The following is a 25,529-nucleotide window of genomic DNA, read 5'->3' on the forward strand; positions in this document are numbered from 1 at the left end:
CGCTCGCGTCAGCAGAAGTCTCTGCTCGTCGTCTGCAACTCGCCCAACAGATGAGACATGTCGACGAGCCGCTGCGCGACGAGGTGCCGTACTTCTCCCTGACACTGCCATGTGCCGTACACAGCGAGCAGCGCGGCGCCCAACGCTTCTTTGCGCTGTTTTTCGAGCAGACTCGGCCAGATGATCACGTTGACGTTGCCGGTCTCGTCTTCGAGCGTGACGAACACGACGCCCTTGGCCGTGCCGGGACGCTGACGCACCGTCACCAGTCCGCAGCCGCGCGCGAGGCGGCCGTCGCGATAGGTCCGCAGCGTCGAGGCCGGCATCAGCCGGTTCGCGAGCAACTGCGGCCGGAGCAGTTCCAGCGGATGGCGGTTGAGCGTCAGGCCGAGCGAACGGTAGTCGGCGACGATGTCGTTCGCTTCGCCCGGTGCGCCCAGTTCGGGCGTTTCGTCCTGAGTCGCCGCGGCCGCGAGCATATCCTTGTCCGGCACCGCGACGACCGACTGCCACAGCGCTTCGCGGCGGTTTCCCGCGAGCGCTGCCAACGCATTCGCATCCGCGAGCGCATGCAGGTCTTTGCGGTCGAGCTGCGCGCGGCGCGCGAGATCGTTGACGCTCGCGAACGGGCGAACCGCGCGCGCGTTCTCGATCCGTTCGGCGGCGCCGTCCTTCATGCCGCGCAGCAGCGAAAGACCGAGACGCACGGCGGGGCGCGTCGCCCCCGCACGCTGTTCGAGCGAGGAGTCCCAACCGCTGATCGTCACATCGACCGGCAACACCGTGACGCCGTGCCGCTGCGCATCCTGAACCAGTTGCGACGGCGAATAGAAGCCCATCGGCTGGCTGTTCAGCATCGCGGCGAGAAAGGCTTCGGGTTCGTGACGCTTGAGCCAGCTGCTCGCATAGACCAGCAGCGCGAAACTGGCCGCGTGACTTTCGGGGAAGCCATATTCGCCGAAGCCCTTGATCTGCTCGAAGATCGCCTCGGCGAAGGTCTGGTCGTAGCCGCGCTCCTGCATGCCGAGCACGATGCGGTCATAGTATTTTTCGAGTCCGCCCTTGCGTTTCCACGCGGCCATCGCGCGTCGCAGCTGGTCGGCTTCGCCGGCGGTGAAGCCGGCCGCGAGAATCGCCACCTGCATCACCTGCTCCTGGAAGATCGGCACGCCGAGTGTGCGGCCCAGCGCGGTCTTCAACGCGTCGCTCGGATAGGTCACGGGCTCGAAGCCCTGACGGCGCTGCAGATAGGGATGCACGGCGCCGCCCTGAATCGGACCGGGCCGCACGATCGCGACTTCGATGACGAGGTCGTAGAACTTCTCTGGCCGCATGCGCGGCAGCATGCTCATCTGCGCGCGCGATTCGATCTGGAACACGCCGACCGTATCGGCGGCCGAAATCATCGCGTAGGTCGCCTCATCCTCGGCGGGGATGTCCTGCATTTCGAAACGTTCTCCGCGCTGTTCCGAAACGAGGTCGAGCGTGCGCCGGATCGCCGACAGCATGCCGAGCGCGAGCACGTCGACCTTCAGCAAGCCCAATGATTCGAGGTCGTCCTTGTCCCACTCGATCACCGAGCGGTCGGCCATCGCCGCGTTTTCCACCGGCACGAGCCGGGTGAGCTTGCCGCGGCTGATCACGAAGCCGCCCGAATGCTGCGACAGGTGGCGCGGAAAATTCAGCAGTTGCGAGGCGAGCTTCGCCCAGGCCTGAATCAGGGGCTGGTTCGGATCGAGGCCGGATTCCGCGAAACGCGCGAGCAGATCCCGACTGGTATCGAACCAGTGATGCGACTTCGCGACCGCATCGACGATCTGCGGATCGACGCCGAGTGCCTTGCCCGTTTCCCGCAGCGCACCACGCGGACGATAGGTCGACACCGCCGCCGCGATCGCCGCCCGGTCGCGGCCGTACTTGCGATAGATGTACTGGATCACTTCTTCGCGCCGCTGGTGCTCGAAGTCGACGTCGATATCGGGCGGCTCGCCGCGCTCCTTGCTGATGAAGCGCTCGAACAGCATGTTGCCGCGCGCGGGGTCCACCTCGGTCACGCCGAGGCAGTAGCAGACCGCCGAGTTCGCGGCCGACCCGCGCCCCTGACACAGAATGTGCTGGCTGCGCGCGAAGCGGACGATGTCGTAGACGGTCAGGAAATACGGCTCGTACTGCAGGTCCGCGATCAGTTCGAGTTCGTGCTCGATCTGCTGCTGCACGTGATGCGCAATCCCCGCGGGAAAACGCCGCTGCGCGCCAATATAGGTTTCCTGACGAAGATACGAGGCCGGCGTATGGCCGGCCGGCACCAGCTCGTCGGGATACTCGTAGCGCAGCTCGTCGAGCGAAAACGTGCAGCGGCTCATGATGTCGACCGTCGCGGCCAGCGCGTCTTGCGGGTACAGGTTGGCGAGCCGCAACCTCGAGCGCAGATGCTGCTCGGCGTTCGGCGCCAGATCATAGCCGCACTGATGGACCGGTTTGCCGACCCGGATCGCGGTCATCGTGTCTTGCAGCGGCTTGCGCGAGCGCACGTGCATCACGACTTCGCCGAGCGCGACGACGGGCAGGTCGCGGCTGCGCGCGACGAACTCGACCGCGCCGCGATGGAGGTCGTCCATCGCGCGTTGATGGAGCACGAGGCCGACCCATGCGCGGCCCGTGAACGTTTCGTCGAGCCATTCGACCTGCGCATCGAGCGCGTCTTCGCTGGCCGGGAAATCCGGCACGAGAATCGCGAGGCAGTCGGGCATGCCGAGCAGGTGGCGATACTCCTTCTCCGGCCGCGACAGATCCTGCGGCGTGAGCCGGTATTCGCCCTTGGGCGCGCGCATGCGCGCCAGCGTGATCAGCTCGGACAGATTGCCGTAGCCGTTGCGGTTGCGGGCGAGCAGGATCAGCCCGAACGCCGGCGAACCATCGGCGTTGACGAGCCGGAAATACGAACCGACGATAAACGGCAGCTTCGCTTCTTTCGCCGCGACATGCGCGCGCACGACTCCCGCGAGCGAGCATTCGTCGGTGATCGCGAGCGCGGAGTAGCCGAGTTGCGCGGCACGCTCGGCCAGTTCCTCAGCGTGCGACGCGCCCCGCAGAAACGTGAAGTTGGAAAAGCAGAACAGCTCGGCATACGCCGGCAGCATCGTGAAGGTGGTGTCCATGGCCGCTCATCCGCGCCTATCAGCCGAACAGGCCATGCAGGAACCAGCGTTGCTCTTCTTCCGCGTCGCGGCTGCTCACGCGCTCGCGGTAGATCCAGTAGCAGCTCTGGTCGTCCGCCTGCGCGACGAAGTAGTCGCGCGTGACGAGCTCGCCGTCGAACCAGCCGCTCTCGATGCGCTCGCCCGGCGACACCATGCGCAACGGCGAGCCATAAAACGGGCGGTGCTGGCGCATCAGCAGACGCACGGGCGTGTCGAGCATCCACGTCGGGCGGGGCAGATTCTGCGGCAGCGGGCCGGGCTTGACCGGCTGCGACACCGGCAGCCAGCGGTTCGCGATCTCCGGACGATGATCGGCGCTCGGCGCGGGTTTCAGCACGTTCTCTTCGCCGAGCCGCGCGACCAGCAGTTCGAGCAGCCGCGCGTGATCCTCCTGCGAGCCGCCCGGTTCGGGAAACAGCGTGTCGGACGCGGGCGCGGCCGACTCGACGTTCGACGCGTCGAGCCGCAACGCGATCACGGGCGCGGCGAGCTCGATACGATGCAGCCGCTCCTTCAGCAGGCGCATCAGATGTTCTTCGCGCCAGGTCGGCTCGCCGAGTGCGACGTCGATCGTGGTCGGCTCGATCGCAGCGCGTCCGCGCTCGTGTTCGAGCGACAGGCGAATGCCGGTGAGCGCGAGCTGTTTTGCGCACAGCCATCCGCACAGTTGCACGATCAGGCGCTGCGCGCCGAACACCGCGCCATCCGCGTGTTCGAGCCGGTCCGGCATCTCGATGCGCGCCGAGAACGTGGGCGGCAGTTCGAGCCAGTCGAACAGTTCGGGCGCGGTCCCGAACGCGCGGTCGAGCGAGTCGAGCAGATGTTCGCCGCAGCGGCGCTGCAAGCCGGCGCGGGGCAGGCGGCGCAGATCGGCGATGCGCTCGCAACCGAGGCCCGTGAACCAGTCGGCGAACGGGCGGACTTCGGGCACGGCGAGCATCGGCAGGGCGGACAGGCGCTGGTCGAGCGACGCGAGCTTCAGCACGCGCCGGTTGCCAAACTTCGCGAGCAGCCACGCGCCCTGGCCGGTCGGCGCGGCACTGATGCGCGCGGTGAAGCCGAGCGCGTCGAGGATGGTTTTCGTATCGCGGCACAGCGCGAGCAGGCCGCCGAAGAGCCGCAAACTCGCGCCGATCTCGACGACGACCGTCGCCTCATCGAGCAGCGCGACTTCGGGCGAGAAGCGCATCAGCGCGATACCCACCTCGCGATGGGCTGCCGTTTCACGGCCGCTATCGCGCTCATACATCTCGGTCTGCGGCGACAGCGTCAACACGCCGCCGCGCTTCATGCCCGGACGCACGCCTGCCGAGCGCGCGGCGGGGTCGGCCATGACCACCTTGTCTTTCTCCAGCACCGCGCAGCCATGCACGGGCTCAGGCGACCACTTCGGTCTGAAGACCTCGAGCGGCAACTTTGGCAGATGAACGGCGAGAAAGACGCGCATGTCGGGAAAGCAGAACGGGAGTGGGTTGAAGGGGAATCGACAGGGGCTCTGCGCGAGCGGGCCCTCGTCGTTTCACGATGTCGATGGTGAGACCTTCGGCCGATGGCCTGAGCGCGAGCCGCAGCAGCGCGGGGGATGCCTCCTGCGCGGTGGCGAGCGGCCGCACCATGATGAAAAGCGTCTCCGACGACTGCGCGGCCAGATGCAGACGGCGCAGCGAGGACGCCTGCGCGTACTGCGCCCAGAAGATCAGCGCGCCGCAACTGCCGGCGCGCAGGATCTGCTCGGCGGACCACAGCGCGTCGGCGGTTTTCGGCGCATTGATCCGCAGCACCTGCTGCAGCGACAGGCCGATGTAGTTGAGCCCGAGGCCGTCCGGCGTATGCGGCGGTTGCACGAAGACGAGCGGACGCTCGCCGACGGCGCTGAGCGCCGGCTGCAACAGCCGCAGTTCGCCGACGCCGGCCTGCTGCACGAGCAGATCGACCAGCGCGCCGAGCGGCCAGCCACCGCCGGGCAACTCCGCCGACAGGGCCGGATAACCGGTATCGACGCTGCGGCCGCGGCCAGCGCCAAGCTGGGACGCCCGCCACAAGGACGGGTGAATGGCTTCCGGTGCTGGCAGGGCGGCTGTCATTTGCGAAAATACCTGTATGGATATACAGTATCCTACATGGTTTTATGAGATAGCGAACAGGCACTTTTTGGGGGGCGGGTTCATGGACATGCGAGTGCGCAAGCCAGCCGGGCATCCGATGCCGGAGATCGCGGCGTTCGTGGCCGAACTGAAAGCGGTGTTCGGCGAGCAGGACGTCGATGAAGCGATTCGCCGCGGTAAGGCGGGCGAGCCGACCTTTCATGCGCGGGAAAACGGACGCTCGGCGGGGACGGCGGCGCCGGTTGCGGCGAACGTCTGGCGCGTGGATCGCGCGGTGCGCGACCGCCATTACTGCGAGGGTTGCGACGGCTCGTGCATTGGCAGCGCGAAGTCGTGCCGTCCATAATGGCAGCGGCCCTCAACCCCGGAGAACCCCATGTTGCGCACGTACCTCGGAAGTTGCCATTGCCAATTCGTGAAGTTCGAGGCACGCATCGATTTCGACGAGGGCACGTCGAAGTGCAATTGCAGCTACTGCAGCAGGCTGCGATTCTGGCACGTGCAGGTTCGCCGGGAAGATTTTCGCCTTCTTTCGGATGAAGCCGCGCTCAGCGAATATCAGGGGCGCAATGCGGTCGCGCATCACCCGTTCTGCAAACGCTGCGGGGTTCACGTATTCGATCGCATCGATATGCCAAACGGCACGGGGTATCCGTATATCAACGTGAACATCATGTGCCTCGATGAACTCGATCTCGATGCCGCGCTGAATGCGCCAGTCACCTATCGCGATGGGCTGCACGACGACTGGGGCAATCCGCCCGCGCAAACACGGCATCTTTGATTGCACCGGTCAGGGCGCTCTTCGCGGATGGTGGGGAATGTCAGGCTGGTGGGCATCCAGTTGATGGCGTTCGGACGTGAACTGGGCGAACTCGGGCTTGAACCGCGCAGGATCATCGAGCGTGCCGGCATAGAGGGTCACGATGTCCGGCGCATGATGCGGCGTAGCGAATAGCAGGCTGCCGCAATGAGCGCAGAAGTTGCGCGTCGTGGGCATTCCGCTGCCGCCGATCTTCGTATAAGGCCTGACGTCGCCTTTGAACGAAAAGCCGGCGGCTCTCACTACGACAACCGGCAACCCCGCGGAACCTGACGCGCGCTGACAATCGCGGCAATGGCAGATCAGTTGCGCGAGTGAATCACCGCGAGCTTCGTATTGCACCGCGCCGCACAGGCAGCGCCCCAGCCAGGGTGTCGACATTGATCTTCTCCGGTTCAAATGATCTCGCGGTTTGTTCGGGAGCCTAAGAATAGGTGCGGCGGACCGTAGCTTAGCAGAGCTCGAACGTCGTTCAGCTATCGCATCGAATCAGCGAGCGAAGGGTCCAGGGGCGACGTGTCTTCGCCTGCCGTCGTGGGTGCGCCGCTTCGCGGCGCACCCACGGACCAGCGCTCAAACTCGTTGCGCATAGACGTTGCACCAGCCGTCGGCGGCAACCGATTTGCCTGGGAACATCGGGCACGGTCCTGAAGCCTCGCCCGCTGCGCCAGTGTAGAAACGACAGTTCGCGCAGCTCTGGCCCGCGTGGTACTTGGGGAACTTCGCTGCGTCGACGCTGCTCGCTTTCGCACGATAGCCGAGCGAACTGGCCGTGGCGTCGTTTTCATCGACGGCGGGCGGCGCGGCTAACGCGAGCTCGGCGCTGGCGAGCGCGGCACACAGGCCCGCGGCCTGGAGAATGAAGTGTCTGCGGTTGTGAGAGACCATGGTGATGCCCTGAGAAAAGAAATGGGTCGTCCATGCCGCATTCGCTTGAAGCGGCGTGGCGTCGTAATGCGGTGCGAAGCAACGTGTTAGTGGCGCGGTCCGGCGTTCAGCGGTGTGGTCGAGGATTGCGCGGCTTGCGCGGTCAGCTTCGCGCTACCGGCGTCGTAGCCATTCGTATAGAGCAGGAAGGCCATCAGATCGGCGTACTCCTCGTCGCTCATCTTGCCGGGATGATCCGCGGGCATGTTGGTCGACATGTACTGGTAAATGCCGCCGATCGTCAGATGCGAGTTCGCCGCTGGCGCGAAGGCCGGTCCGATCAACGACGGCGCGGTGTTGCCTTCGAGCTTCTCGCCGTGGCATTTCGCACACGAATCGGCATACAGATGTTCACCGTGGGTGACCTGATCGTGATCGAACGACGGTGTCTCGGTCGTCGCCGCAACCTTGATGAAGCCGCCGGCGGCGGGCATGCCGCCCACGCGCCATAGGTCCGCACGCGGCGACGCCTGGGTCGGGCCGTCGAGATAGCGTGCGAGATTCGCGTGAGTGCTGGCCGCGGTCGCCGAACCGCTCGCGAGGGTGGTTGGCAGCGCCCAGTTGCGCGTGAGCGCTGCGAGCCGGCCATCGCTGCGCAGACGCGTGAGCGCGTCATCGATGCGCTTTTGCAGCGGCTGCGTGTCGGGCCCCGACGCGAACACCAGATTCCAGTCGGCATAGGGCGACTCGGCGACGGCAACGTCGAAGTGCTGCTGCGGGTGCGCATGCCGATACGCCACCACGGCCGGGTACCAGACGATCGCGCGCTGGGCGCGCCCTTTCGCGAGGGCGTCGACGGTCAGCTCGGAGGTGGTTTCCAGATCGAAGCGCGCGTTCTTCTGCTGGACCGCGATCAGTTGCGACGGGCTCGACCAGGTGGCGGCAATGGTGATCTTGCCGTCCGGCGCCGTGACCGGGGTGTTGGCCGCATGGGCGCCGCGCAGCGTGACGCTGACGTAACCGGAGTGCAGATAGCTGTCGGAAAAGAGCAGGTGCGAGTCGGAGCCGTCGGCCACGCTCGAACGCGGAAAGCCCGCGATCACGTCGCAGTTGCGCTGCAGCGATGTCGAGAGCTCGCGAGCGGAGATGCCGTCGTCGCCGCCGTCGTCGTCGATGCCGCGCGGCGCGAATGTCGCGGTAATGCCCGCCGCGCTCAACACCGCGCGTGCAACGGACTTGTCCAACTCGGCCGAAGGGCTGCCGGGCATCGTGCACACACGGACGCTGGAAGACGTCCGCGCGGCCGCCTGGACGGCAACATGTGCGGCGCCGGCGACGAGCGCGCTGGCGAGAGCAAGGTGAGTGAATCGAATGTTCATGATGGTGCGTTCCTGTGATGGCGGGAACACCGCGCCCGCATGGGCTGCGCGCGGGCGCGGAAAGATGCGGCTGCGAAGGCCGGATGGGCAGAACGATGCGGGTGCGGTGGCTGCGCCTAGCTGCGATCGAGCGCGAACACGTACAGCGTGCCGCCGCGCGGAACGTCCTTCGCGACGTCGGCCATCGGGCCGCCCCAGATCGGATTCGCACCGCCGTAGCCCGCGAGCACGGCCACGTATTCCTTGCCGTCGACTTCGAACACGGAAGGTTGCGCGACGATGCCGCTCGCGAGTTGCGGGCTCTCCCACAGCACCTTGCCCGTCGTCACGTCGAACGCGTACAGATGGCCGTCGAGCGAGCCGCTGAAGGCGAGGCCGCTGGCCGTGGTGGCGACGCCACCGTTCCAGGGCATCCTGGTCCAGTGACCCCACAGCTTCTTGCCCGTATTGACATCGATGGCCTGAAGCTCGCCGTAACCCTGGCTGCCCGGTTCAGGCTGGATCTCGAAGCCTTCGCCGAGGTAGGGCAGACCCTCCATGTAGCTGACCGACTTGCCGGACAGGCTCATGCACGCATGCAGCGAGGGCACCACCGCGATGTGCCGCTCGGGATCGTAGGAAGTCGACCACCAGTTCTTGCCGCCGAGAAAGCTCGGACAGGTGTTGATCGTCGTGCCGGCCTTGGGAAACCGGCTGGCGTCCTGAACTGGTTTGCCGTCGGCGGTATAGCCCGTCACCGACAGCGCCTTGACGAACGGCTCCGCGTAGATCAGCTTGCCGGTCTTGCGGTCGATCGCGTGGAAGAAGCCGTTGCGGTCGGCATGGATGATGGCGTCATACTGTTTGCCCTTGTAGCTGATGTTGGCAAGAACCGGCGTGTTGACGCCGTCGTAGTCCCACGTGTCGTTACTCGTGTACTGATAGTGCCACTTCAGGTCGCCGTTCTTCGGGTCGAGCGCGAGCAGGGAATCGGAGTACAGATTGTCGCCGGGACGCAGCGCGGCGAGCCACGGTCCCGGATTGCCGACGCCCCAGTACAGCGTCTGCGTGGCGGCGTCGTAGGTGCCGGTCAGCCACGCCGCGCCGCCGCCATGTTCCTGCATGCCGTCGGGCCACGTATCGCCGCCCTTGTCGCCGGCATTCGGGATCGTATAGCGCTTCCAGATGATCGAGCCGTCGTCGGGATCGAGTGCGGCGATATAGCCGCGAATCCCATACTCGCCGCCTGATGTACCGACCACGATCGCGCCGTCGAGCGCGAGCGGCGCGAGCGAGAACGCGTAGCCGAGACCCGGTTCGAACATCTGCTTCTTCCATACGACATTGCCGCTCTGCGCGTCGATCGCGGCTACCTCGCCGCTCAGCATGGCCACGTAGACGTTCTTGCCATACAGCGCGACGCCGCGATTCACTACGTCGCAGCATGCGGTCCTGAACGATTCCGCGCCGAGCTTCGGCTCGTATTTCCAGAGCTTCGTGCCGCTCTTGGCATCGAATGCATAGACGTTGTCTTTCGGCGTGCTGACGAAAAGGTAGCCGCCATTGACGATCGGAGTTGCTTCGAAGCCTTGCTTGAGTTCCGGGGGGAACTGATAGCTCCAGGCCTCCTTGAGCCCGGCGACATTCGATGCATCGATCTGCTTCAGTGGCGAATGTGACTGGCCGCTATAGCTGCGGTAGTAGGTGAGCCAGCCTGGGTCGCTCTGTGCATGAGCGAGGCGCTCGTAAGTCACGGCGGGGTAGTCCGGGGCGGCGTGCACCGGAGCCACGTTCAGTGCCATCGCGATCGCGATGCTCGCTCCAAGGACAGCCGGCCGGCCTGCGGCGGGCGAACGGTTCTTCATGGTCGTCTCCTGAGTGTTTGTCGATGCAGTGCCGGCAGAGGCGTCGCCCCTTTGTTCCGTGTCGATCCGGTTGCGGTGCCGTTACTGCAAGTCACATGCCATTTTTGTGGGCGAGTCCGAAAGGGCGGCACGCCTGAAACATGCGGCGGCACATATCGCGCGCAGGGCGCTCCATGTGTTGCATCCCGGTACAACGCCGGGCGATGGAGTGTTGAGAAACAGGACAGTTGCAGCGCTGGCGCGCATGGCTCGGGTCGAGGGCGACGCCGGGATCGCGGGCGAAGCTGTCGCTGAAATGGATGGCCCGGAGCTTGCTTAAGAGGACGGAGAAAAGTCCGGCAAGGTACCAGGCTTTCCAAGAGGGAGACAATGCGCGATGACGTTCACCGGGCCGTGGCTCAGACTGCCGTACGGTCCAATGACTTTTCCATGCCGGCAATTCAGAAAGCGCACGAACGCTCCGAAACGTTTGGTCTGTGCGCGTCGGCGCGGCCGGAATACGAGGTTCTTTCGAACGCGGGTCTCGTGCTCAAACGCGAGCAGAACCGGGTGTTGTGCGCGCATGCGATGCCGGTGCTGGAGTCGCTGCACGAGCAGATCGCCGACACGCAAAGCATGATCGTGCTGACCAATGCCGAAGGGCTGATCCTGCATTCGATCGGCGACGACGACTTCCTCGCGCGCGCGGAGAAAGTCGCGCTGCGGCCCGGCGCGAACTGGGCCGAGGACCGCCAGGGCACCAACGCGATCGGTACGGCGCTGGCCGAGCGCTGCGCGATGGTCGTGCACGGCGACCAGCACTACCTGGCGGCAAACCGCTTCCTGACCTGCTCGAGCGTGCCGATTCTCGATCCGTATGGCGACGCGATCGGGGTGCTCGACGTGACGGGCGACTATCGCAGCTACCATCAGCACACGATGGCGCTCGCCAAAATGTCGGTGCAGATGATCGAGAATCATCTCTTTACGACCACCTTTCACGAAACGCTGCAAGTGTCCTTCCATAGTCGTCCGGAGTTTCTGGGCACGCTGATGGAAGGCATCGTGGCGTTCACGAGCGACGGACGCTTTCTGTCGGCCAATCGCAGTGCCCAGTTCCAGCTCGGCATGTCGCTCGCCGGGCTGCGCGCGCATACGCTGTCGTCGCTGTTCCAGACCACGAGCGCGCAACTGATCGATCGCGCGCGCGTGAGCCTCGACGCGCACCTGATGCTCAATCTGAGCAGCGGCGCGGTCGTCTGCGCGCGCGTGCAGTTCAGGCGGGCGTCGCTCGCCGAGGGCAGCCGTCCGGTCGCCGTGCACGACGGCGCCCGCGCGCTCGCGCGCGAGGAGCCGCCGCAGGCGGCCGCCGGACTCTCGCGTCTGAGCTATCTCGACACGGGTGACCCGCAGGTCGCCGCGGTCATTGCGAAGGTCAGGAGGGTGATCGGCAAGGACATTCCGATCCTGATCAATGGGGAGACCGGCACGGGCAAGGAACTGCTCGCGCAGGCGATCCACAACGATTCGCCGCGCTGCGCCGGGCCGTTCGTGGCGGTCAACTGTGCTTCGATTCCCGAGACGCTGATCGAATCCGAGCTGTTCGGCTACGAGGAGGGCGCATTCACCGGGGCGCGGCGCAAAGGCGCGATCGGCAAGCTGCTGCAGGCAAACGGCGGCACGCTGTTTCTCGACGAGATCGGCGACATGCCGTACTCGCTGCAAGTGCGGCTGCTGCGCGTGCTGCAGGAACGCGTCGTCAACCCGCTCGGCTCGACGAGGAGCATTGCGGTGGACGTCGCGATCATCTGCGCGACGCACCGGGACTTGCGCGAGATGATCGCGCAAAACCGCTTCCGCGAGGATCTCTACTACCGGCTCAATGGCCTCGTGGTGCGTCTGCCGCGGCTGCGCGACCGTACCGACCTCGCGGTCGTGATCCAGAAGATGTTGCTGCGCGAATCGATCGCCAGCGCGAGCGGACGGCCGCTTCACGTCGCACCCGATGTCATGGCGATGTTCGAGCGCTGTCCATGGCCGGGCAACTTCAGGCAGCTTGGCAACCTGCTGCGCACCGCGGCGGCCATGGTCGACGCGGACGGCGAGATCCGGCGCGAGCATTTGCCCGATGACTTCTTCGATGATCTGCGCTGCGGCGTTTCGTCGAGCGGCGCGGCGGATACGCCGGGCTCGGGCAATGCGTTCGCTTCGGAGTGCGCGCGCCTGCAGGACGTGACCGTGTCGGTGATTGCCGCCGCGCTCGCGCGGCATGGCGGCAACGTTTCGGCGGCCGCGCGCGAGCTCGGCGTGTCGCGCAACACGATCTATCGCAAGATGCCCGCGGTCGAGCCGGATCGTGAGGTGGACGACTTCTGAGCCCCGCCGCGCCGCTTTCATCAGCACTTCTGTTTCGCCCACGTGCTGTCACACCGTTGTTGCATCCCGCAGCAGTGGTGCTCCAAAAATCAACACTGCCCATCTCCCGAACGCGTCGTATGGCGACGCGTTTGTCCCGCTTACGTCAGCGAATTGACGATGTCGGCGCCCATACCCAGGCGAAGGCTTGTGCGCGAGCCTGCGCGAGCCAAACGAGCCTCGCGTGGCGACATCGGCATGTCCTTTGCTTTGAAGGGAACGGCCGCGCATCGAGTGCGGTTCTTCCGTCCCATCGCAAACAAGGAGACATGCCATGCAATGGATCACTCCGTCGTACGCCGAGGTGCGTTTCGGCTTTGAAGTCACGATGTATATCGCCAATCGCTGAGCGGGCTGCGGCATGCCGCCCGCAGTGCCGTAGTGGCGCCGCGGGCGGCGCTCGCCACGCCGGGCACGCCCGAGGCGCAGCAGCGCGCGCTCGATATCCTGCGGTTCAAACTCGATAATTCTCTGGTCGATCCTCGATGCGGTCGAAAAGGCCTGGCCCCTATGAACACGCGTGACGCGGATAGCGGCGTGCCACTGCGCCCCCGCCTGCGGAGCGTCTTCCGCCTGCAGTGGGAAGTGGCGCAGGACGCCTACGTGCTGCTCTATCCCGAAGGGATGGTGAAGCTCAACGCTAGCGCCGGCGCGATCCTCGCACGTTGCGACGGAGAACACGAGCTCGACGACATCATCGGCGAACTCGAACGGCTTTTCGGCACGTCCGAACTTGCGCCCGACGTCTATCGCTTTCTCGATCACGCGCGGCTGCGCGGCTGGCTAGCCTGAGATGGCCCACGACCATCCCGGTCTTTCCGTGCGCGTGCGGCGGCTCCTCGTGCCACGCCAGCGTCTCGAATAGCGGCTCGACTGCTTCCTCGTACGCGCTTTGCGTCGTTGCAAAGCCGGATTTGTAAACGCCGTTATTCAGCGTGTCGTACACGCGGTCGTTTAGTTCGTCGATCTTGCGGCGTAATGGCGCCGGATAGTAATCGCCAGGCGTGGTGCCGAGACCGTCGAAGGCCGAGTTCAACATACGAATGATTTCCGACGATTCGTTATTGACGATCGTCTTCTCCTATTTGTCCCACAGCACGTCGCGCAGTCTGTTTTTCAGTATTTTTCCTATTCCAGATAGAGGCAGTGGCTCGGTGCGGATGTCATATCCGCGTGGCACCTTGTAGCCTGCAATGTGGGCTCTGCAGTGGGCGTCCAGTTCTGCGGGGGTTGCGAAGGCCCCGGGTTTGATGACGATAACGGCATGCACTCGCTCACCCCAATGCTCATCCGGCACCCCGATCACTGCGCATTGGCTTACCGCCGGGTGCATGCTCAAGACTTTCTCGACTTCGGCGCTATAGATGTTCTCGCCGCCGCTAATGATCATGTCCTTGATTCGATCTGCCACAAAGAGAAACCCTTCGTCGTCCATATACCCCGCGTCACCCGACCGCAACAACCATCCTTGATCGTGTCCGACGTTTTCAGTGGGTCCCGCCAGTAGCCCCGCATGACCGCAGGGCCGCGGATCTGGATCTCGCCTACCGTCCCGGTCTCGCAGAGGCAGCCCTGCTCGTCGACGATCCGTATCTCGAAGCTCGACGTCGGTTGTCCGACTGACGTCAATTTCCCTGCTTTCGGACCGCTCGTTGAATGCCACTCCGGTAAGAGGCATGCGCATGCGCCGCTGCACCAGTCATGCCGTAGAACTGTTGAATTGGCGCGAAATGCCTGGGGGAATCGCATCACTCGCATCCGCACTTAACGCTGCGGGACTGCGACCCGGCGACCACGTAGCGACACTTGCCCTGAATTCGCCGCAGGTCGTTCTTTCCGTACCACTGGTAATGGCCCATCCATCCGGCCGTACAGTTGCGGCACGGCGGATCGCGGCAGCGAGCATGAGCGTGCCGCCGTTGTGGTGTCGGTGGGTTGGGCGAACCTCGCGCCGGTCATTCTTAATCTTGAGGTTGCATTCGCAGCTCGGACCGTCGTGCAACGTGGTGAAAGCAATTGCATGCATGATCGGGTTCGCTTTGTCCTCGGCTGAGCTGTGTGAAGCTCGGCGTGGGCGCAGACCGCAGTGTGAATTAAAGCATGGTCATCTGTAAAAGTGAATGTTGATTTACATGGCGTTTGCCCTGTCATCGTCCCACAATCGCCCGACCTCGGTGGCGCAGCCGCGCTCTTCTTCCGCTCTTCTTCCTGTAGGTTAGGCCGCAGCGCGCGGATCCTTGCTTGACCGCAACGCTCGGGTAAACTAGGTGTAAATCTACATTTACTTTGTAGCGCGGGTCGGCTTTAATGTCACAGCGGCCGACCTTGTGAGGTTCGAAAATGAGTCTTCCAGAGCGGAGCATCGGCACAGGTCAGAAAGCAGAGTGGGATAGCCTCACCGGCGAGGCACTGTCTGCCGGTGAGTTCAGAAGAGCGATGGGGGCGCTTCGCCAGTGGCGTGACAGTGCTCAGCGTTTCCCATTCTGGCGGTGTGCGCTCAATGACTGCAAATGCCTTCACGTCCGTTTACCTCGACCCGCCGCTCGTGGTTGTCTCGATTGCGCATACCGCAGGTTTCCTGGCCCTCTTGAATTCTGCGGATGCGGACTTCGGTATCTCGTTTCTTTCTTCAAAACAGCGGATCTATAGGGACATGGACGCCGGTTCCCAACACGTCACCTCGTCGCCCGTGATGCTCAGCGAGTGCGGAAAGGAATTGGCGGGATTGGCACCGGGCAAGCAATGGGGCTTCCTGGGACTTGTTGATGCCGTTGCTGAATGACATCCACCAGAATGTCGATCGAGAGAGAGCCCGCAAGAACTGCGCAACCGGTTCAGAACGCTTAACGCGAGCCTCCATCGTCCGGTACGGTCGTTTTGCAGGTGCCTTTGCCACAAGGCCCGGATGACCATGGTTTCGAGTCGGTAGCTCAGCTGTGAGTAGGGCATTCGCATCGGATCTTGCAAACCACCTTTCGGAACGCAGTGCTGCGTAAAACGATGTCAAATTTGAGAATTGAAGCTGCGCCACCGCTGGCACCTGAGTATCTCGCCGAAATCCGAAGAATTCCGAGGACACTCTCTCCGGAGAGCTTTCAAGCGTCGCTCACCCTTTGCGCGCCGCTCCACTCGCGCGACGTAGGAGCGGCGTGCAGCACGGTTACGCCAGATCTGCGCTACGGACCCGATGACCGGCATTGTCTGGATCTTTATCGCACAGTCGATGCAGCGGGACCGAGCCAGCCGCTCGTTCTTTTCGTCCACGGTGGTGGGTTTGTCGGCGGGAACCGCCGCATACCGGGCAGTTATCTTTATTCCAACGTTGCTGCGTGGGCCAATTCTCATGGCTTCGCGGCAGCATTGATGTCCTACCGTTTGGCACCTGCAGCTCAGTGGCCAGCAGGTGCCGAGGATATCGAGAGAGCGATTGATTGGCTGGCCATGCATTCCGGGCAACTCGGCATATCAACTGAGCAGTTGATCGTCATCGGTCATTCAGCAGGTGCAACGCATCTCGCTTCTTGGCTGTCCGGACATCATGGCCGAATCCCTGATTCGTCAGCCCTCCGTGGGGCCGTGCTCATTTCAGGTATCTTTGCCCCTTCATTGCTTCCATTTCAAGGCGCGTTTGCTTACTACGGCGACGATTTAACGCCAGGCCGCTATTCAACAGTTAATGGCATCGGTGCGACTGAAGCTCCTCTGTTGCTGGTCGCGGCAGAATTGGATCCACCGGAATTCATTAGCCAATGGAAAACCGTGGTCAGCGCCAGAACGTCGACACCAGGCGCTAAGACCACGACGTTTCTGATTCCAGACCAAAATCATTTTACGTCCGTCCAGCACCTCGGCGTCGACTCGGACGACCTGGGAGTTGAGATGGCGACGTTCGTGCAGGCGTGTGTAAAGACGTCCTATTGAATTTCCCCGTGCCGCATCCTTGTACAAATGCCGACTGACGAGACTGAGTTGCCGGTAAGCGTCCGACCCAATATCGCGGACGGGGCGCGGCTATGACTGAATAGGTTTGCCTTCACCTGCGAACCGCAGGCCACCGGCCAAGGTCGCGATTCCCCGACAAAGGTGTTCTCTGCGCAATCCTCGGGGTCGACTAGCTGCTGCTGCGCCGGACAGTGAGTTCCGAAAAGCTCTGCAGGCATGGACGTCCGCAAAGGAGTCCGCCGAGTGTGCTCACCTGCACATGGTCGGGACTGTACACGGCTCAATAATTGAACGCTTGTTCACGTCTTCCGCTGGAGCGGTTTGCGCCTTATTGGGGGCGGGTCGCGCATCTGTTCGTTGCCACGCTGGCCCGTTGCGCTCGGTGGCACAGCGCTTTGAAGGGGAAAACCCTATGTGACGCGCCATTTACTTTTGCATGTGAATCATGATTTACTTCTATTCAGCGGACCTGCCACCCCCATGGCCGTTAAGCGCAGAGCAATGCTCACGAGAGGCCCCGCTCAAGGGACACCAGGTCATCGGAGCGGCGTTAAAGGGAGCACCCCTATGCGCCATGCCACTGTCCGAATTTGGTTTGTCCGCACGGGACCCGCAACGGCAACGAACGAAAGGGAATGAAGAAGTGATTGATTACGAACTGGACAAGGATGGCATCGCACACATCATCTGGAACAACCCGGACGGTCCTGTGAACGTCAAGACCCCGGCGGCCATCGATGCATTCGCACGCGCCGTCGACCGCGCCATCAACGATGACGCAGTGAAAGGGGCGTTGATCCGGTCGGCAAAGCGCGACTATGTCGCAGGCGGCGATCTGATGGCGCTTTACGCAATCCAGACGCCACAAGAAGCTCAGGCCATGGTGGCTCCGGTTGGCGCGTGCCTACGCGCGATCGAGCGCTCATCCAAGCCGTTCGTCGCAGTCGTCACGGGCTCGGCGCTTGGAGGAGGGCTCGAAGTTGCGCTCGCCTGCCACCGAAGAGTGGCAAGCGACGACGTGCGGGTGCAGCTTGGCTGTCCGGAAGTCAATCTTGGGCTGATCCCGGGTGCGGGTGGCACGCAACGGTTGCCGCGGCTCATAGGAATCGCGCCCGCGACAAAGATGTTGCTTGAAGGGAAGCCCATAGGCGTGCAGGAGGCACTCGGCTGCGGCCTCGTGGATGAGATCGTTCCCGCGGACCAGGCATTGGATGCCGCGCGCCGGTGGGTGCTTGATCACCCATCAGCACAGCAAGCGTGGGATCGCGAGGGGTTCCAGTACCCGGGATTCCAGCCGCACTCGGCCGAAGGCCAAGCGTTCTTCGACAAAGCGTTCGCGGAGCGGCAGCGCAAATCGCCTCCGCAAGATGTCGCGCCCCACGCCGTCCTGGAGGTGCTGAGGGAGGGATTGGCTGTCGACATCGATGCAGGGCTCGCGATCGAAGCCCGCCGTTTCGGGACGGTGGCGATTTCGCCCTCCGCCAAGAATCGCATTCGTACGCAGTTCATCGCAACGGGCGCAGTGAGGAAAGCGGGCCAATCCGGAGCCGGCGCGGCGACGTTCACGCCAACGCGCATCGGGGTCGTGGGTGCCGGGACAATGGGAGGCGGTATCGCTCTGGTGTGTGCCAGGTCCGGCATAGAGACCGTGCTCATCGACCGCACAGACGAAGAGGCGCGCAAGGGACTGGATCGCATCGCCAAGACGCTGGACGCTGCCGTGGCGCGACAACTGATGGGGCACGGGCAACGCGACGAGGCCCTCTCCCGCATTGAAGCCACGACTGACTTCGGGCGCCTCGAGGGATGCCAGGCCGTCGTTGAGGCAGTAGCGGAGATCGCGGAAGTGAAGAGCGAGGTGTTCAGGAAGATCTTCGACGCGGCGGGTCCGGACGTCCTCGTGGCGAGCAACACCTCGACGCTATCGATCACGAAGATGGCCGGGACGGTTCAGACACCTGGAAACTTCATCGGCTTGCACTTCTTCGCGCCGGTGGACCGGATGGCACTCGTGGAAGTCGTGATGGGCAGTCAGACGAGCGCTGAGTCGCTCGCTCGCTCGAAGTCTCTGCTGAAGCTGCTCGGCAAGACGCCTGTCGTGGTCAATGATGGGCCAGGCTTCTATACATCCCGGGTGGTAGCGGCCTACTCCCGCGAAGCGCTGCAGATGCTGGGCGAAGGTATCTCGCCAGAGTTGATCGACAAAGCGGCGGCGATGGCCGGATTCCCCATCGGACCTTTGGCCATGGGCGACCTCACTTCCTACGATCTGCTGAAGGACATCTTGACCAGCCTTGCGAAGGCCGGACGGGGCACGGCCGTGCAGTCGCAGCCGGCGCTGGATGTGATTGATCGGTTGCTGCGGGCTGGACGAGTTGGACGCAAGGGTGCCGGGGGCGTCTACAGCTATGGGCCCACGGGCAAGACCGTGTGGGACGAACTGCCGTCTGTTTTCCCTCCACAGCGGCAACAACCCGAAGCGAGCGTGGTGATGGAGCGACTGCTGAACATGCAGTCTATCGAAACCACGCATGTGGTCGCCGAAGGCATCGCGAGCGATCCACTCGCACTGGATCTCGGTGCAGTGCTCGGCTGGAGCTATCCCGCATTCCGAGGTGGCGTGCTGGCGCATATCGACCAGGTGGGGCTCCGCCAGTTCGTAAAACGCAGCGATGAGATGGCGACGGAGTTCGGCCCCCGCTACGTCGTTCCCGCACTCCTGCGCGAGATGGCCGCATCGGGCGCTTCATTTCACGCCTCGCACTAATCGGTTTTATCGGAAACAGGAGAAACAACTTGCCAGTCGTACAACTCAAGGCGGCCCGCGATTCCAGTACGAGCCAAGTCTATGTGCCGCCCCGCAGCCTCGTTGCCGACGGCTCCCTGCGGGAGCCGGACCTGATCGAAGTTGCCGCGCAGGGGCTGTTATATAGCGCCACCACCTTCAATGGCCAAGCCTATGGGATCGTGGATCTCGACTGCGGCGCTCGTATCCAGGCCCTTCTTGCGGCAGGCACCGATCGTATCGGAGATCGCGTGATTGCGAAAACCGGTGACACCAACAATGAGACGAGATTCTCCCATGAATGACGTTTTGATCGCAGGCGTGGGCATGGTCCCATTCGGCAATCACGGACCAGGCGTTGGCGTGAAGCTGGGGCGCGATGCTGCTCTCGCGGCATTGCAAGATGCCCATTTGACCTACGCCGAGATTGACGCCGTGGTTGTCGGTACAGCGCATCCCTTGTCGCCGCGAGGAATCTTTGTCGCTAAAGAACTCGGGCTAACGGGCGTGCCAGTCCAGCATGTCACCAACGCGTCCGCCACCGGGCTGTCGGCGATGCACTGCGCCCGCCAGGCAATTCTCTCGGGCGATGCACGACGGGTGCTCGTCGTGGGCATGGACTCGCCGCAAAAGGCAGTACCGGTGGAGGACATCATCGTGGCTGAAGGGAACTTGCCACCGGTCGTTTCGTTCGCGCTCTGGGCCAAACGTCGCATGCATGAATCGGGGACCACGCGCGAGCACCTTGCCGCCATCACGGCAAAGAATTGGAACTATGCGCGGGAGAACCCTTTCGCTGCCCGCCGCGCTCCCGAGCCGGTCACGATCGAGCGGGTGCTAGGCAGCCGCATGATTGCTGATCCGTTCACGTCGATGATGTGCACGCCTTGGGGAGAAGGTGCGGCCGCGGCCGTGCTGTGCAGCGACGACGGTTGGCCGGTGGGCGCGACGCAACCCCGGATACGTCTGGCCGGCAGCGCATTCGGAAGCGACGCGTACTCCCCTGAATTAATCCTCGAGGGCGCGATTGTGGGTCCGCCGGAACTTTCGCAGCGAACCGCGGCCCAGGCGTTGACCCAGGCGTCAGTGAAACGCTCCGATGTGGACGTCGTGCAGGTGCACGATGCATTCGCCGTGGAGGAACTGATGTACTACGAGCTCCTCGGATTCTCCGAACCGGGCCAGACGGAAGCGTTAGTCGGCGAAGGGGCATTCGGACCCGGTTCGCGGGAGCGCTTTGGCCTGCCGGAATTTTCAACCGACGGCGGGCTGCTTGCGCGTGGTCATCCGGGTGGACCGACCGGCCTCGCACAGATTTGGGAAACAGTGCGGCGCCTGCGCGGCAAGGACCGTGTGGGGATGTGCCATCTGCTTGGCGCCGGCTCCGTCTGCGTGGTTCAGGTGCTGGTGCGCGACTAAGGATTTAAGTGTGGTAAGTAGTGTCGGTTTAATTTCGCATATTCAGTTGGTTAGCGGATTGCGGCATTTCCGGGAGTGATGGATCGGGCCGCAAAGCGCGCGAGATCTCCGTTTTCTCGCACATCGGAGGCCGAAAGAATCTGTAGCAGGGTGCAGAGCAATTCGATTCCCTGTCCTACAAATTGCATCGCGGCTACGGTAATAGGATCGATCCCGATCAAGGGAAATGAAGGAAGAGACGATGGCTAGCACAGGAAAACCTCTGCGTTTGATGGTCGAAAATTGGCTCGCACCGAATCGGGCGATGGCGGTTCGAGTCATCGAGTTCGGGCACTTCCGCTCACATCGGGGGCGCTATGTACGCGTCGAGGCACTTTGGCCGACGGGCTCGGTTTCGATGTTTTTCTTTCGCCACCGTGACGGCACATGGAACGTATTCCCGCCTAACCCCGAACGGCCTGCGATGGGTGTTTACTTGCACGCAGCGTGATTGCGGTACATGCGGGGACTCCTGTTAAGGTCTACCGCCCCAGGTCGCCCAAACCGGAAAGGATCGCAAATGCTGAATTCGAAATTCAAATCGTGGACACCCATGAAACCCTCGAAACCCGCATCTCAGGCGCTCACCGGCCTGGGGATCTCAAATGAACCGGACACTGCTGAAGTGCGATCCAAATGATGTGCAAGCTAAGTCGGAGAAATTCGGCGTCAGCTATTGCTCGTGCCCCTGAGAGGTCCTCGATAACTGTACGTCACTATCAAATAATGGAGACAAACGGTGCCAGGCATAGATGGAAGACCTGCGAGGGGCATAGTAAGCGGAATTGCAGTCCCGATCTCGACAAGTCAATATCGGCGCTTCCTCCGCGCGTCGCAACAGTGATGAAAAGTAGATCAGGCGTCGGGCGATTGCTTGATCGGAAGTACCGCACCAGGACTCTCCTTATCTGGAGCGCGTTTTTTCTGCATCTGATGGGTCTTTACTTTCTTTTCAGCTGGACACCGAAGCTTTTGGCCGTGTCGACCTCGACGCAATCCGTGGCGGTTCACGCAGGCGTTGCGTTGAACATTGGAGGAATTATGGGAAGCCTGGCATTCAGTGTCCTCTCTCCATTTTTCAATCTGAGGAAGCTAACAGTATTTCTGTTTGGGATAACCGCTATCGCAACGATCTTATTCGGAAAGGGTATGACAAATCCTGCGCTGGTTCTGCCTCTTGCCGTTGCCGTGGGAATGCTTTCGTTTGGTGCGCTGGCAGGCATCTACTCGCTAGCACCGACTGCCTATGAGACTGAAAGTAGGGGGGCAGGAGTGGGATGGGCGCTCGGCATGGAACGCGTCGGTGCCATGATCTCGCCGTTTGCCGCTGGAGTGCTGCTCGACACCGGCAGCGGCGGTCACGCGCTCTACACTGTTTTTGCCGTGCCCTTCGCGCTCGCCGCAGTGGCGGTTTTTATGCTCGGTAGATCCGGTCTTCAAATAGCAATGAAACAAGAAATCAGTCCCGGTTAAAGGCCTCCATTCGATTTCGGTGTCTTCGAGCATTGGCCGTCCCGAGATCGCGAGCGGCCGGTGCTCGAGGCGGTGGAACCGTGGGCCGCCTTCGCGGCAAAGGTTGCATGGGCATGTGCCAGTCGCTCGGTCTCGGCTTCGGTTGCGCGACCTAGGTGCCTGTGCGCAAGTAGGCGATACGCCCTGCAATAGGTGAATGGCCGTTAAAGCGCTGTTGCGCGGCAGACGGTCGACCTCGTCATGTCATGAAAGCAAGATAGACATCGGGTAAATGCCGGGTAAATCGAGATTTACTTTAAGACATGGCCGTGGCTTACTTTAACCAGTCGCACATGGCCGGATTAAGGCGGCACCGACCGCCGGCGAAGCTTGCCGTCAACAAGGAGAAGACAGACATGCATTTTCAAAACAAGGGTTGCTTAGGGGCTTTGACTTCCGCGTTGGTTGCGGCTCTGCTCAGTTCGCATGCCATGGCAGAAAAACGCTATGACAGAGGAGCGAGCGACACCGAGATCAAGATCGGGCAGACATGGGCGCTCAGCGGTCCAGTCGCATCGGAGGCCTACGAAACGAAAGTGCAGGCCGCGTATTTCGAGCGCCTGAACGAGAAAGGAGGTATCAACGGCCGGAAAATCCGCTTCATCACATTGGACGATGGCTACAGCCCGCCGCGAACCATGGAGCAGACGAGAAAGCTGGTAGAGGAGGATGGCGTACTGTTCATTGCCCTGCCTTTTGGGTCGCCGACCAATGCGGCGACTCAACGTTACCTCAACGCCGCCAAGGTGCCTCAGATCCTCGTGACGAGCGGAGGATCTCGATTCGTTGACGCGAAGACCTGGCCCTGGACGACCGCCGCATTGCCCGCTTATCAACGGGAGGGCGCCATCTATGGGCGCTACGTTGCCCAGCTGGCGGCAGACCCGGCTTCCTCCTCGCACGCTCCGAAGGTCGGAATCCTCTACCAAAACGATGATTTCGGCCGGGATTTCGTCAAAGGCGTGAAAGCGGGCATGGGCGCCAAAGCCGCCTCGCTGATCGTAAAAGAAGTGAGCTACGAGCCCACCGATCCAACGCTCGACTCGCAATTGATTTCGCTGAAGGCATCCGGCGCCAACGTCTTTATGAACTTCACCACGGGACGTGCAACGAGCCTGTCCATCCGCAGAGCATATGAAATCGGCTGGAGGCCGCTGCAGATCCTCGACTCGCCCTGGGCATCGATCGAAGCGGTGCTGAAACCCGTTGGCCTCGAAAAGTCCACAGGCATCATCACTGCGAGTTACTTCAAGGAGCCGAGCGATCCTGCCTACTCCAACGAACCCAGCATGGTGCAGTTCGTTGAGTTCATGAAGAAGTATGTGCCGGACGTAAATCCCCGGTCCAGGAATGCGGCCATCGCCTATTTTGATGCCTCGCTTCTGGCCAGAATCATCGAGCAATCCGGCGACGACCTCACTCGTGCCAACATCATCAAGCAGGCTACCAGTTTGAGCAAAGTAGCCAGTCCTTTCTTGCTGCCTGGGATCACGGTGAATGTCGGCGACTCGGATCGCGATCCCATCAAGCAGTTCCAGATTGTTCGCTTTGATGGGACCAAATGGGTGCCGCAAGGCGCGCTTCTTTCGAATTGAAATACCGCGGCGTATGGATTCTGATGAATGATCACGACCACAGCACAGTCGAACGCGCCGGAGCGATCCGCCAACAAGCGCCAAGCGTTCTTGGAGGGGCGGTGATGGACGCTGAAAACACGGGGGTGATTGGCTCTTGCCTACCTCTTCTGCGCATCAGGGATGTCAGCGTCCGATTCGGGGGCGTCGTCGCCCTCGACAAGGTCTCCTTCGACGTCGAAGCCGGACAGATTTGCGGACTCATCGGGCCGAACGGCGCAGGCAAGAGCACGCTATTCAACTGCTTGTCGAGGCTGTATGACTGCAACGAGGGGAGCGTGGAAGTCGGCGGCATATCCACACTGTCGAGACCCAGGCACGAGATCGCGCACATGGGTATAGGTCGCACGTTCCAGAATCTTGCGCTCTTCAAGACCATGTCTGTGCGTGAGAACGTGCTGCTCGGCGTGCATGGCCGGGTGCAACCGCGTTTCTTGGCAAGCGCTTGGCGATTTCGTTCTGAACGCGTTGTCGAAGCGGACCATCAGCGGCGCGCGCAGGAGGTTATCGATAGCCTGGGGCTGGCGGCCGTCGCGGAACGCACAGTGTCGGAGCTGCCCTTTGGGACACAGAAGAGAGTGGAGATGGCGAGGGCCCTCATATCGCGTCCTCGCTTACTTCTGCTTGATGAGCCCGCGTGCGGTCTCAATCACGAGGAAGTCGAGGCGCTGGGGGGGCTCCTGCAAGATGTACGGCAGCGGTTCAAGCTCGCGGTGCTGCTTGTGGAACACCACATGGGCTTGGTGATGTCAATTTCCGACAAGGTGGTCGCGTTGAATTTCGGTCGCAAGATTGCCGAAGGCACGCCGGAAGCGGTACGCAATGATGGTCGAGTTATCGAGGCCTACCTGGGCAAGTCAGCGGAGCATTCCTATGTTGCTTGACGTGACTCAGCTCGCGGCCAGGTACGGCTCAACAAGCGTGCTCCATGGTGTTGATCTTCAGGTGGATAACGGCGAGATCTGCGCTCTGCTCGGTGCCAATGGAGCGGGCAAAACAACCACCTTGCGTGCCTTGTGCCAGTTGATGGTCAAGACGGAAGGCAAGGTGACTTTTTCCGGGCAAAGAATCGATGGCTGTACGACCGAGCGAATCGCAAGGGCGGGAGTGGCTCATGTTCCGGACGGAAGAGGAACTTTCCTTGGATTGACCACTGAAGAAAACCTGCTCCTTGGCGCGAGTTCGCGAGGCGGGGCGCGGGCCATCGCTTCCGATATCGAGAGGATGTACGGCTACTTTCCGCGCCTTCGCGAGCGCCGTAAGCAGCAGGCCGGCACGCTCTCCGGCGGCGAGCAGCAAATGCTGGCGATTGGACGTGCGCTAATGGGGCGTCCAAAACTGCTGATGCTGGATGAACCCTCGTTCGGCCTGGCCCCCCTGGTCGTTCAGGACATCTTCAGCATCATGCGGCGGATCAACAGGGAGGAGGGCATGGCGATCCTGTTGATCGAACAGAACGCCAACATCGCGCTGGATCTAGCGCACCGCGCTTACCTGATTGAACAAGGCCGCATCGTCATGAGCGGCAAAGCCGACGACATGCGCAAGAACGCGCGCATTCGTCAAGCCTATCTAGGGGACTGAGA

Annotated in this window: 22 protein-coding genes and 2 pseudogenes; 14 read left to right on the forward strand and 10 right to left on the reverse strand. The window is 62.5% G+C overall.

Going from position 1 to position 25,529, the window contains the following annotated elements; translation table 11 throughout:
• Positions 1–8: 8 nt before the first annotated feature.
• The 3 genes from OKW40_RS23970 to imuA are packed head-to-tail and all read right to left on the reverse strand — an operon-like array spanning position 9 to position 5,284.
• Positions 9–3,158, reverse strand: coding sequence for an error-prone DNA polymerase (locus tag OKW40_RS23970; protein WP_429491829.1), 3,150 nt, complete (start codon positions 3,156–3,158; stop codon positions 9–11).
• 19 nt (positions 3,159–3,177) lie between these two features.
• Positions 3,178–4,647: a Y-family DNA polymerase gene (locus OKW40_RS23975; protein WP_429357073.1), complete on the reverse strand. Its 1,470-nt coding sequence runs from the start codon at positions 4,645–4,647 to the stop codon at positions 3,178–3,180.
• A complete protein-coding gene (gene imuA, locus OKW40_RS23980) occupies positions 4,577–5,284 on the reverse strand; it encodes a translesion DNA synthesis-associated protein ImuA (RefSeq protein ID WP_184029676.1) in 708 nt (235 codons plus the stop codon). Before imuA ends, OKW40_RS23975 begins: the two co-directional genes overlap by 71 nt.
• An 82-nt stretch (positions 5,285–5,366) precedes the next feature.
• On the opposite strand from imuA, the gene OKW40_RS23985 reads away from it, so the two are divergent.
• The gene (locus OKW40_RS23985; protein ID WP_184066902.1) at positions 5,367–5,651 is read left to right on the forward strand and encodes a hypothetical protein; all 285 of its coding nucleotides are present in this window, start codon (positions 5,367–5,369) and stop codon (positions 5,649–5,651) included.
• Positions 5,652–5,681: 30 nt separating this feature from the next.
• Entirely contained in the window at positions 5,682–6,089 is a 408-nt protein-coding gene (locus OKW40_RS23990; protein WP_429491831.1) for a GFA family protein, read from the forward strand.
• A gap of 9 nt (positions 6,090–6,098) precedes the next feature.
• On the opposite strand, the gene OKW40_RS23995 is transcribed toward OKW40_RS23990, so the two are convergent.
• The 4 genes from OKW40_RS23995 to OKW40_RS24010 all read right to left on the reverse strand — a co-directional run bounded on the left by OKW40_RS23995 (position 6,099) and on the right by OKW40_RS24010 (position 10,218).
• Positions 6,099–6,509 (reverse strand): GFA family protein, encoded by a 411-nt coding sequence (locus OKW40_RS23995; protein WP_184066908.1) that lies wholly within the window; start codon positions 6,507–6,509, stop codon positions 6,099–6,101.
• 192 nt (positions 6,510–6,701) lie between these two features.
• Positions 6,702–7,016, reverse strand: a complete 315-nt coding sequence (locus OKW40_RS24000) for a high-potential iron-sulfur protein (protein WP_429491832.1) — start codon at positions 7,014–7,016, stop codon at positions 6,702–6,704.
• An 86-nt stretch (positions 7,017–7,102) separates the two neighbouring features.
• Positions 7,103–8,374 (reverse strand): c-type cytochrome, encoded by a 1,272-nt coding sequence (locus tag OKW40_RS24005; protein WP_429491834.1) that lies wholly within the window; start codon positions 8,372–8,374, stop codon positions 7,103–7,105.
• A gap of 116 nt (positions 8,375–8,490) precedes the next feature.
• Positions 8,491–10,218, reverse strand: a complete 1,728-nt coding sequence (locus OKW40_RS24010; protein ID WP_429491836.1) for a methanol/ethanol family PQQ-dependent dehydrogenase — start codon at positions 10,216–10,218, stop codon at positions 8,491–8,493.
• Between the two features lie 369 nt (positions 10,219–10,587).
• Here OKW40_RS24010 and OKW40_RS24015 point away from each other — a divergent pair, with 369 nt between their 5' ends.
• From OKW40_RS24015 to pqqD, 3 genes are all read left to right on the forward strand, one after another.
• Positions 10,588–12,573, forward strand: coding sequence for a sigma-54-dependent Fis family transcriptional regulator (locus tag OKW40_RS24015; RefSeq protein WP_429491838.1), 1,986 nt, complete (start codon positions 10,588–10,590; stop codon positions 12,571–12,573).
• A 313-nt stretch (positions 12,574–12,886) separates the two neighbouring features.
• On the forward strand, positions 12,887–12,961 hold the full coding sequence (pqqA, locus tag OKW40_RS24020) for a pyrroloquinoline quinone precursor peptide PqqA (RefSeq protein WP_090805708.1): 75 nt from the start codon (positions 12,887–12,889) through the stop codon (positions 12,959–12,961).
• 161 nt (positions 12,962–13,122) lie between these two features.
• Positions 13,123–13,404, forward strand: coding sequence for a pyrroloquinoline quinone biosynthesis peptide chaperone PqqD (gene pqqD, locus OKW40_RS24025; protein WP_429357079.1), 282 nt, complete (start codon positions 13,123–13,125; stop codon positions 13,402–13,404).
• A 43-nt stretch (positions 13,405–13,447) separates the two neighbouring features.
• Here the strand turns inward: pqqD and OKW40_RS24030 are convergent.
• From OKW40_RS24030 to OKW40_RS24040, 3 genes and pseudogenes are all read right to left on the reverse strand, one after another.
• Positions 13,448–13,711, reverse strand: a pseudogene (locus OKW40_RS24030) (glutathione S-transferase family protein); the annotation flags it as partial.
• Positions 13,712–13,795: 84 nt separating this feature from the next.
• Positions 13,796–14,047: pseudogene (locus OKW40_RS24035) on the reverse strand (AMP-binding enzyme); the annotation flags it as partial.
• Entirely contained in the window at positions 13,999–14,370 is a 372-nt protein-coding gene (locus tag OKW40_RS24040) for an AMP-binding protein (RefSeq protein ID WP_311734903.1), read from the reverse strand. The gene OKW40_RS24040 and the pseudogene OKW40_RS24035, both read right to left, overlap by 49 nt.
• 661 nt (positions 14,371–15,031) lie before the next feature.
• Here OKW40_RS24040 and OKW40_RS24045 point away from each other — a divergent pair.
• From OKW40_RS24045 to OKW40_RS24085, 9 genes are all read left to right on the forward strand, one after another.
• Positions 15,032–15,394 (forward strand): flavin reductase family protein, encoded by a 363-nt coding sequence (locus tag OKW40_RS24045; RefSeq protein WP_429491840.1) that lies wholly within the window; start codon positions 15,032–15,034, stop codon positions 15,392–15,394.
• 179 nt (positions 15,395–15,573) lie between these two features.
• Positions 15,574–16,533: an alpha/beta hydrolase gene (locus tag OKW40_RS24050; RefSeq protein ID WP_184066926.1), complete on the forward strand. Its 960-nt coding sequence runs from the start codon at positions 15,574–15,576 to the stop codon at positions 16,531–16,533.
• Positions 16,534–17,128: 595 nt separating this feature from the next.
• Positions 17,129–19,321: a 3-hydroxyacyl-CoA dehydrogenase NAD-binding domain-containing protein gene (locus OKW40_RS24055; protein WP_429491842.1), complete on the forward strand. Its 2,193-nt coding sequence runs from the start codon at positions 17,129–17,131 to the stop codon at positions 19,319–19,321.
• A gap of 29 nt (positions 19,322–19,350) precedes the next feature.
• Positions 19,351–19,644, forward strand: a complete 294-nt coding sequence (locus OKW40_RS24060) for a hypothetical protein (protein WP_429491844.1) — start codon at positions 19,351–19,353, stop codon at positions 19,642–19,644.
• On the forward strand, positions 19,637–20,758 hold the full coding sequence (locus OKW40_RS24065) for a thiolase family protein (RefSeq protein ID WP_429491846.1): 1,122 nt from the start codon (positions 19,637–19,639) through the stop codon (positions 20,756–20,758). The genes OKW40_RS24060 and OKW40_RS24065 overlap by 8 nt, the downstream gene beginning before the upstream one ends.
• Before the next feature lie 909 nt (positions 20,759–21,667).
• Positions 21,668–22,270: a hypothetical protein gene (locus tag OKW40_RS24070; protein ID WP_429491848.1), complete on the forward strand. Its 603-nt coding sequence runs from the start codon at positions 21,668–21,670 to the stop codon at positions 22,268–22,270.
• A gap of 302 nt (positions 22,271–22,572) precedes the next feature.
• On the forward strand, positions 22,573–23,904 hold the full coding sequence (locus OKW40_RS24075) for an ABC transporter substrate-binding protein (RefSeq protein ID WP_429491850.1): 1,332 nt from the start codon (positions 22,573–22,575) through the stop codon (positions 23,902–23,904).
• Between the two features lie 104 nt (positions 23,905–24,008).
• Positions 24,009–24,827: an ABC transporter ATP-binding protein gene (locus tag OKW40_RS24080; protein WP_429408424.1), complete on the forward strand. Its 819-nt coding sequence runs from the start codon at positions 24,009–24,011 to the stop codon at positions 24,825–24,827.
• Positions 24,811–25,527 carry an ABC transporter ATP-binding protein gene (locus tag OKW40_RS24085; RefSeq protein ID WP_184069174.1) on the forward strand — a complete coding sequence of 239 codons (717 nt, stop codon included), beginning with the start codon at positions 24,811–24,813 and terminating at the stop codon, positions 25,525–25,527. Before OKW40_RS24080 ends, OKW40_RS24085 begins: the two co-directional genes overlap by 17 nt.
• Positions 25,528–25,529: the final 2 nt, after the last annotated feature.

The organism is Paraburkholderia sp. RAU6.4a (assembly GCF_050435625.1).
Taxonomy (GTDB): Bacteria; Pseudomonadota; Gammaproteobacteria; order Burkholderiales; family Burkholderiaceae; genus Paraburkholderia; species Paraburkholderia tuberum.

Coding starts and splice junctions, on each gene's coding strand:
- OKW40_RS23970 (WP_429491829.1), bottom strand. CDS start 3,158: ATGGACACCACCTTCACGATGCTGCCGGCGTATGCCGAGCTGTTCTGC.
- OKW40_RS23975 (WP_429357073.1), bottom strand. CDS start 4,647: ATGCGCGTCTTTCTCGCCGTTCATCTGCCAAAGTTGCCGCTCGAGGTC.
- imuA (WP_184029676.1), bottom strand. CDS start 5,284: ATGACAGCCGCCCTGCCAGCACCGGAAGCCATTCACCCGTCCTTGTGG.
- OKW40_RS23985 (WP_184066902.1), top strand. CDS start 5,367: ATGGACATGCGAGTGCGCAAGCCAGCCGGGCATCCGATGCCGGAGATC.
- OKW40_RS23990 (WP_429491831.1), top strand. CDS start 5,682: ATGTTGCGCACGTACCTCGGAAGTTGCCATTGCCAATTCGTGAAGTTC.
- OKW40_RS23995 (WP_184066908.1), bottom strand. CDS start 6,509: ATGTCGACACCCTGGCTGGGGCGCTGCCTGTGCGGCGCGGTGCAATAC.
- OKW40_RS24000 (WP_429491832.1), bottom strand. CDS start 7,016: ATGGTCTCTCACAACCGCAGACACTTCATTCTCCAGGCCGCGGGCCTG.
- OKW40_RS24005 (WP_429491834.1), bottom strand. CDS start 8,374: ATGAACATTCGATTCACTCACCTTGCTCTCGCCAGCGCGCTCGTCGCC.
- OKW40_RS24010 (WP_429491836.1), bottom strand. CDS start 10,218: ATGAAGAACCGTTCGCCCGCCGCAGGCCGGCCGGCTGTCCTTGGAGCG.
- OKW40_RS24015 (WP_429491838.1), top strand. CDS start 10,588: ATGCGCGATGACGTTCACCGGGCCGTGGCTCAGACTGCCGTACGGTCC.
- pqqD (WP_429357079.1), top strand. CDS start 13,123: ATGAACACGCGTGACGCGGATAGCGGCGTGCCACTGCGCCCCCGCCTG.
- OKW40_RS24040 (WP_311734903.1), bottom strand. CDS start 14,370: ATGCGAGTGATGCGATTCCCCCAGGCATTTCGCGCCAATTCAACAGTT.
- OKW40_RS24055 (WP_429491842.1), top strand. CDS start 17,129: ATGCCACTGTCCGAATTTGGTTTGTCCGCACGGGACCCGCAACGGCAA.
- OKW40_RS24065 (WP_429491846.1), top strand. CDS start 19,637: ATGAATGACGTTTTGATCGCAGGCGTGGGCATGGTCCCATTCGGCAAT.
- OKW40_RS24075 (WP_429491850.1), top strand. CDS start 22,573: ATGGCCGTGGCTTACTTTAACCAGTCGCACATGGCCGGATTAAGGCGG.
- OKW40_RS24080 (WP_429408424.1), top strand. CDS start 24,009: ATGGACGCTGAAAACACGGGGGTGATTGGCTCTTGCCTACCTCTTCTG.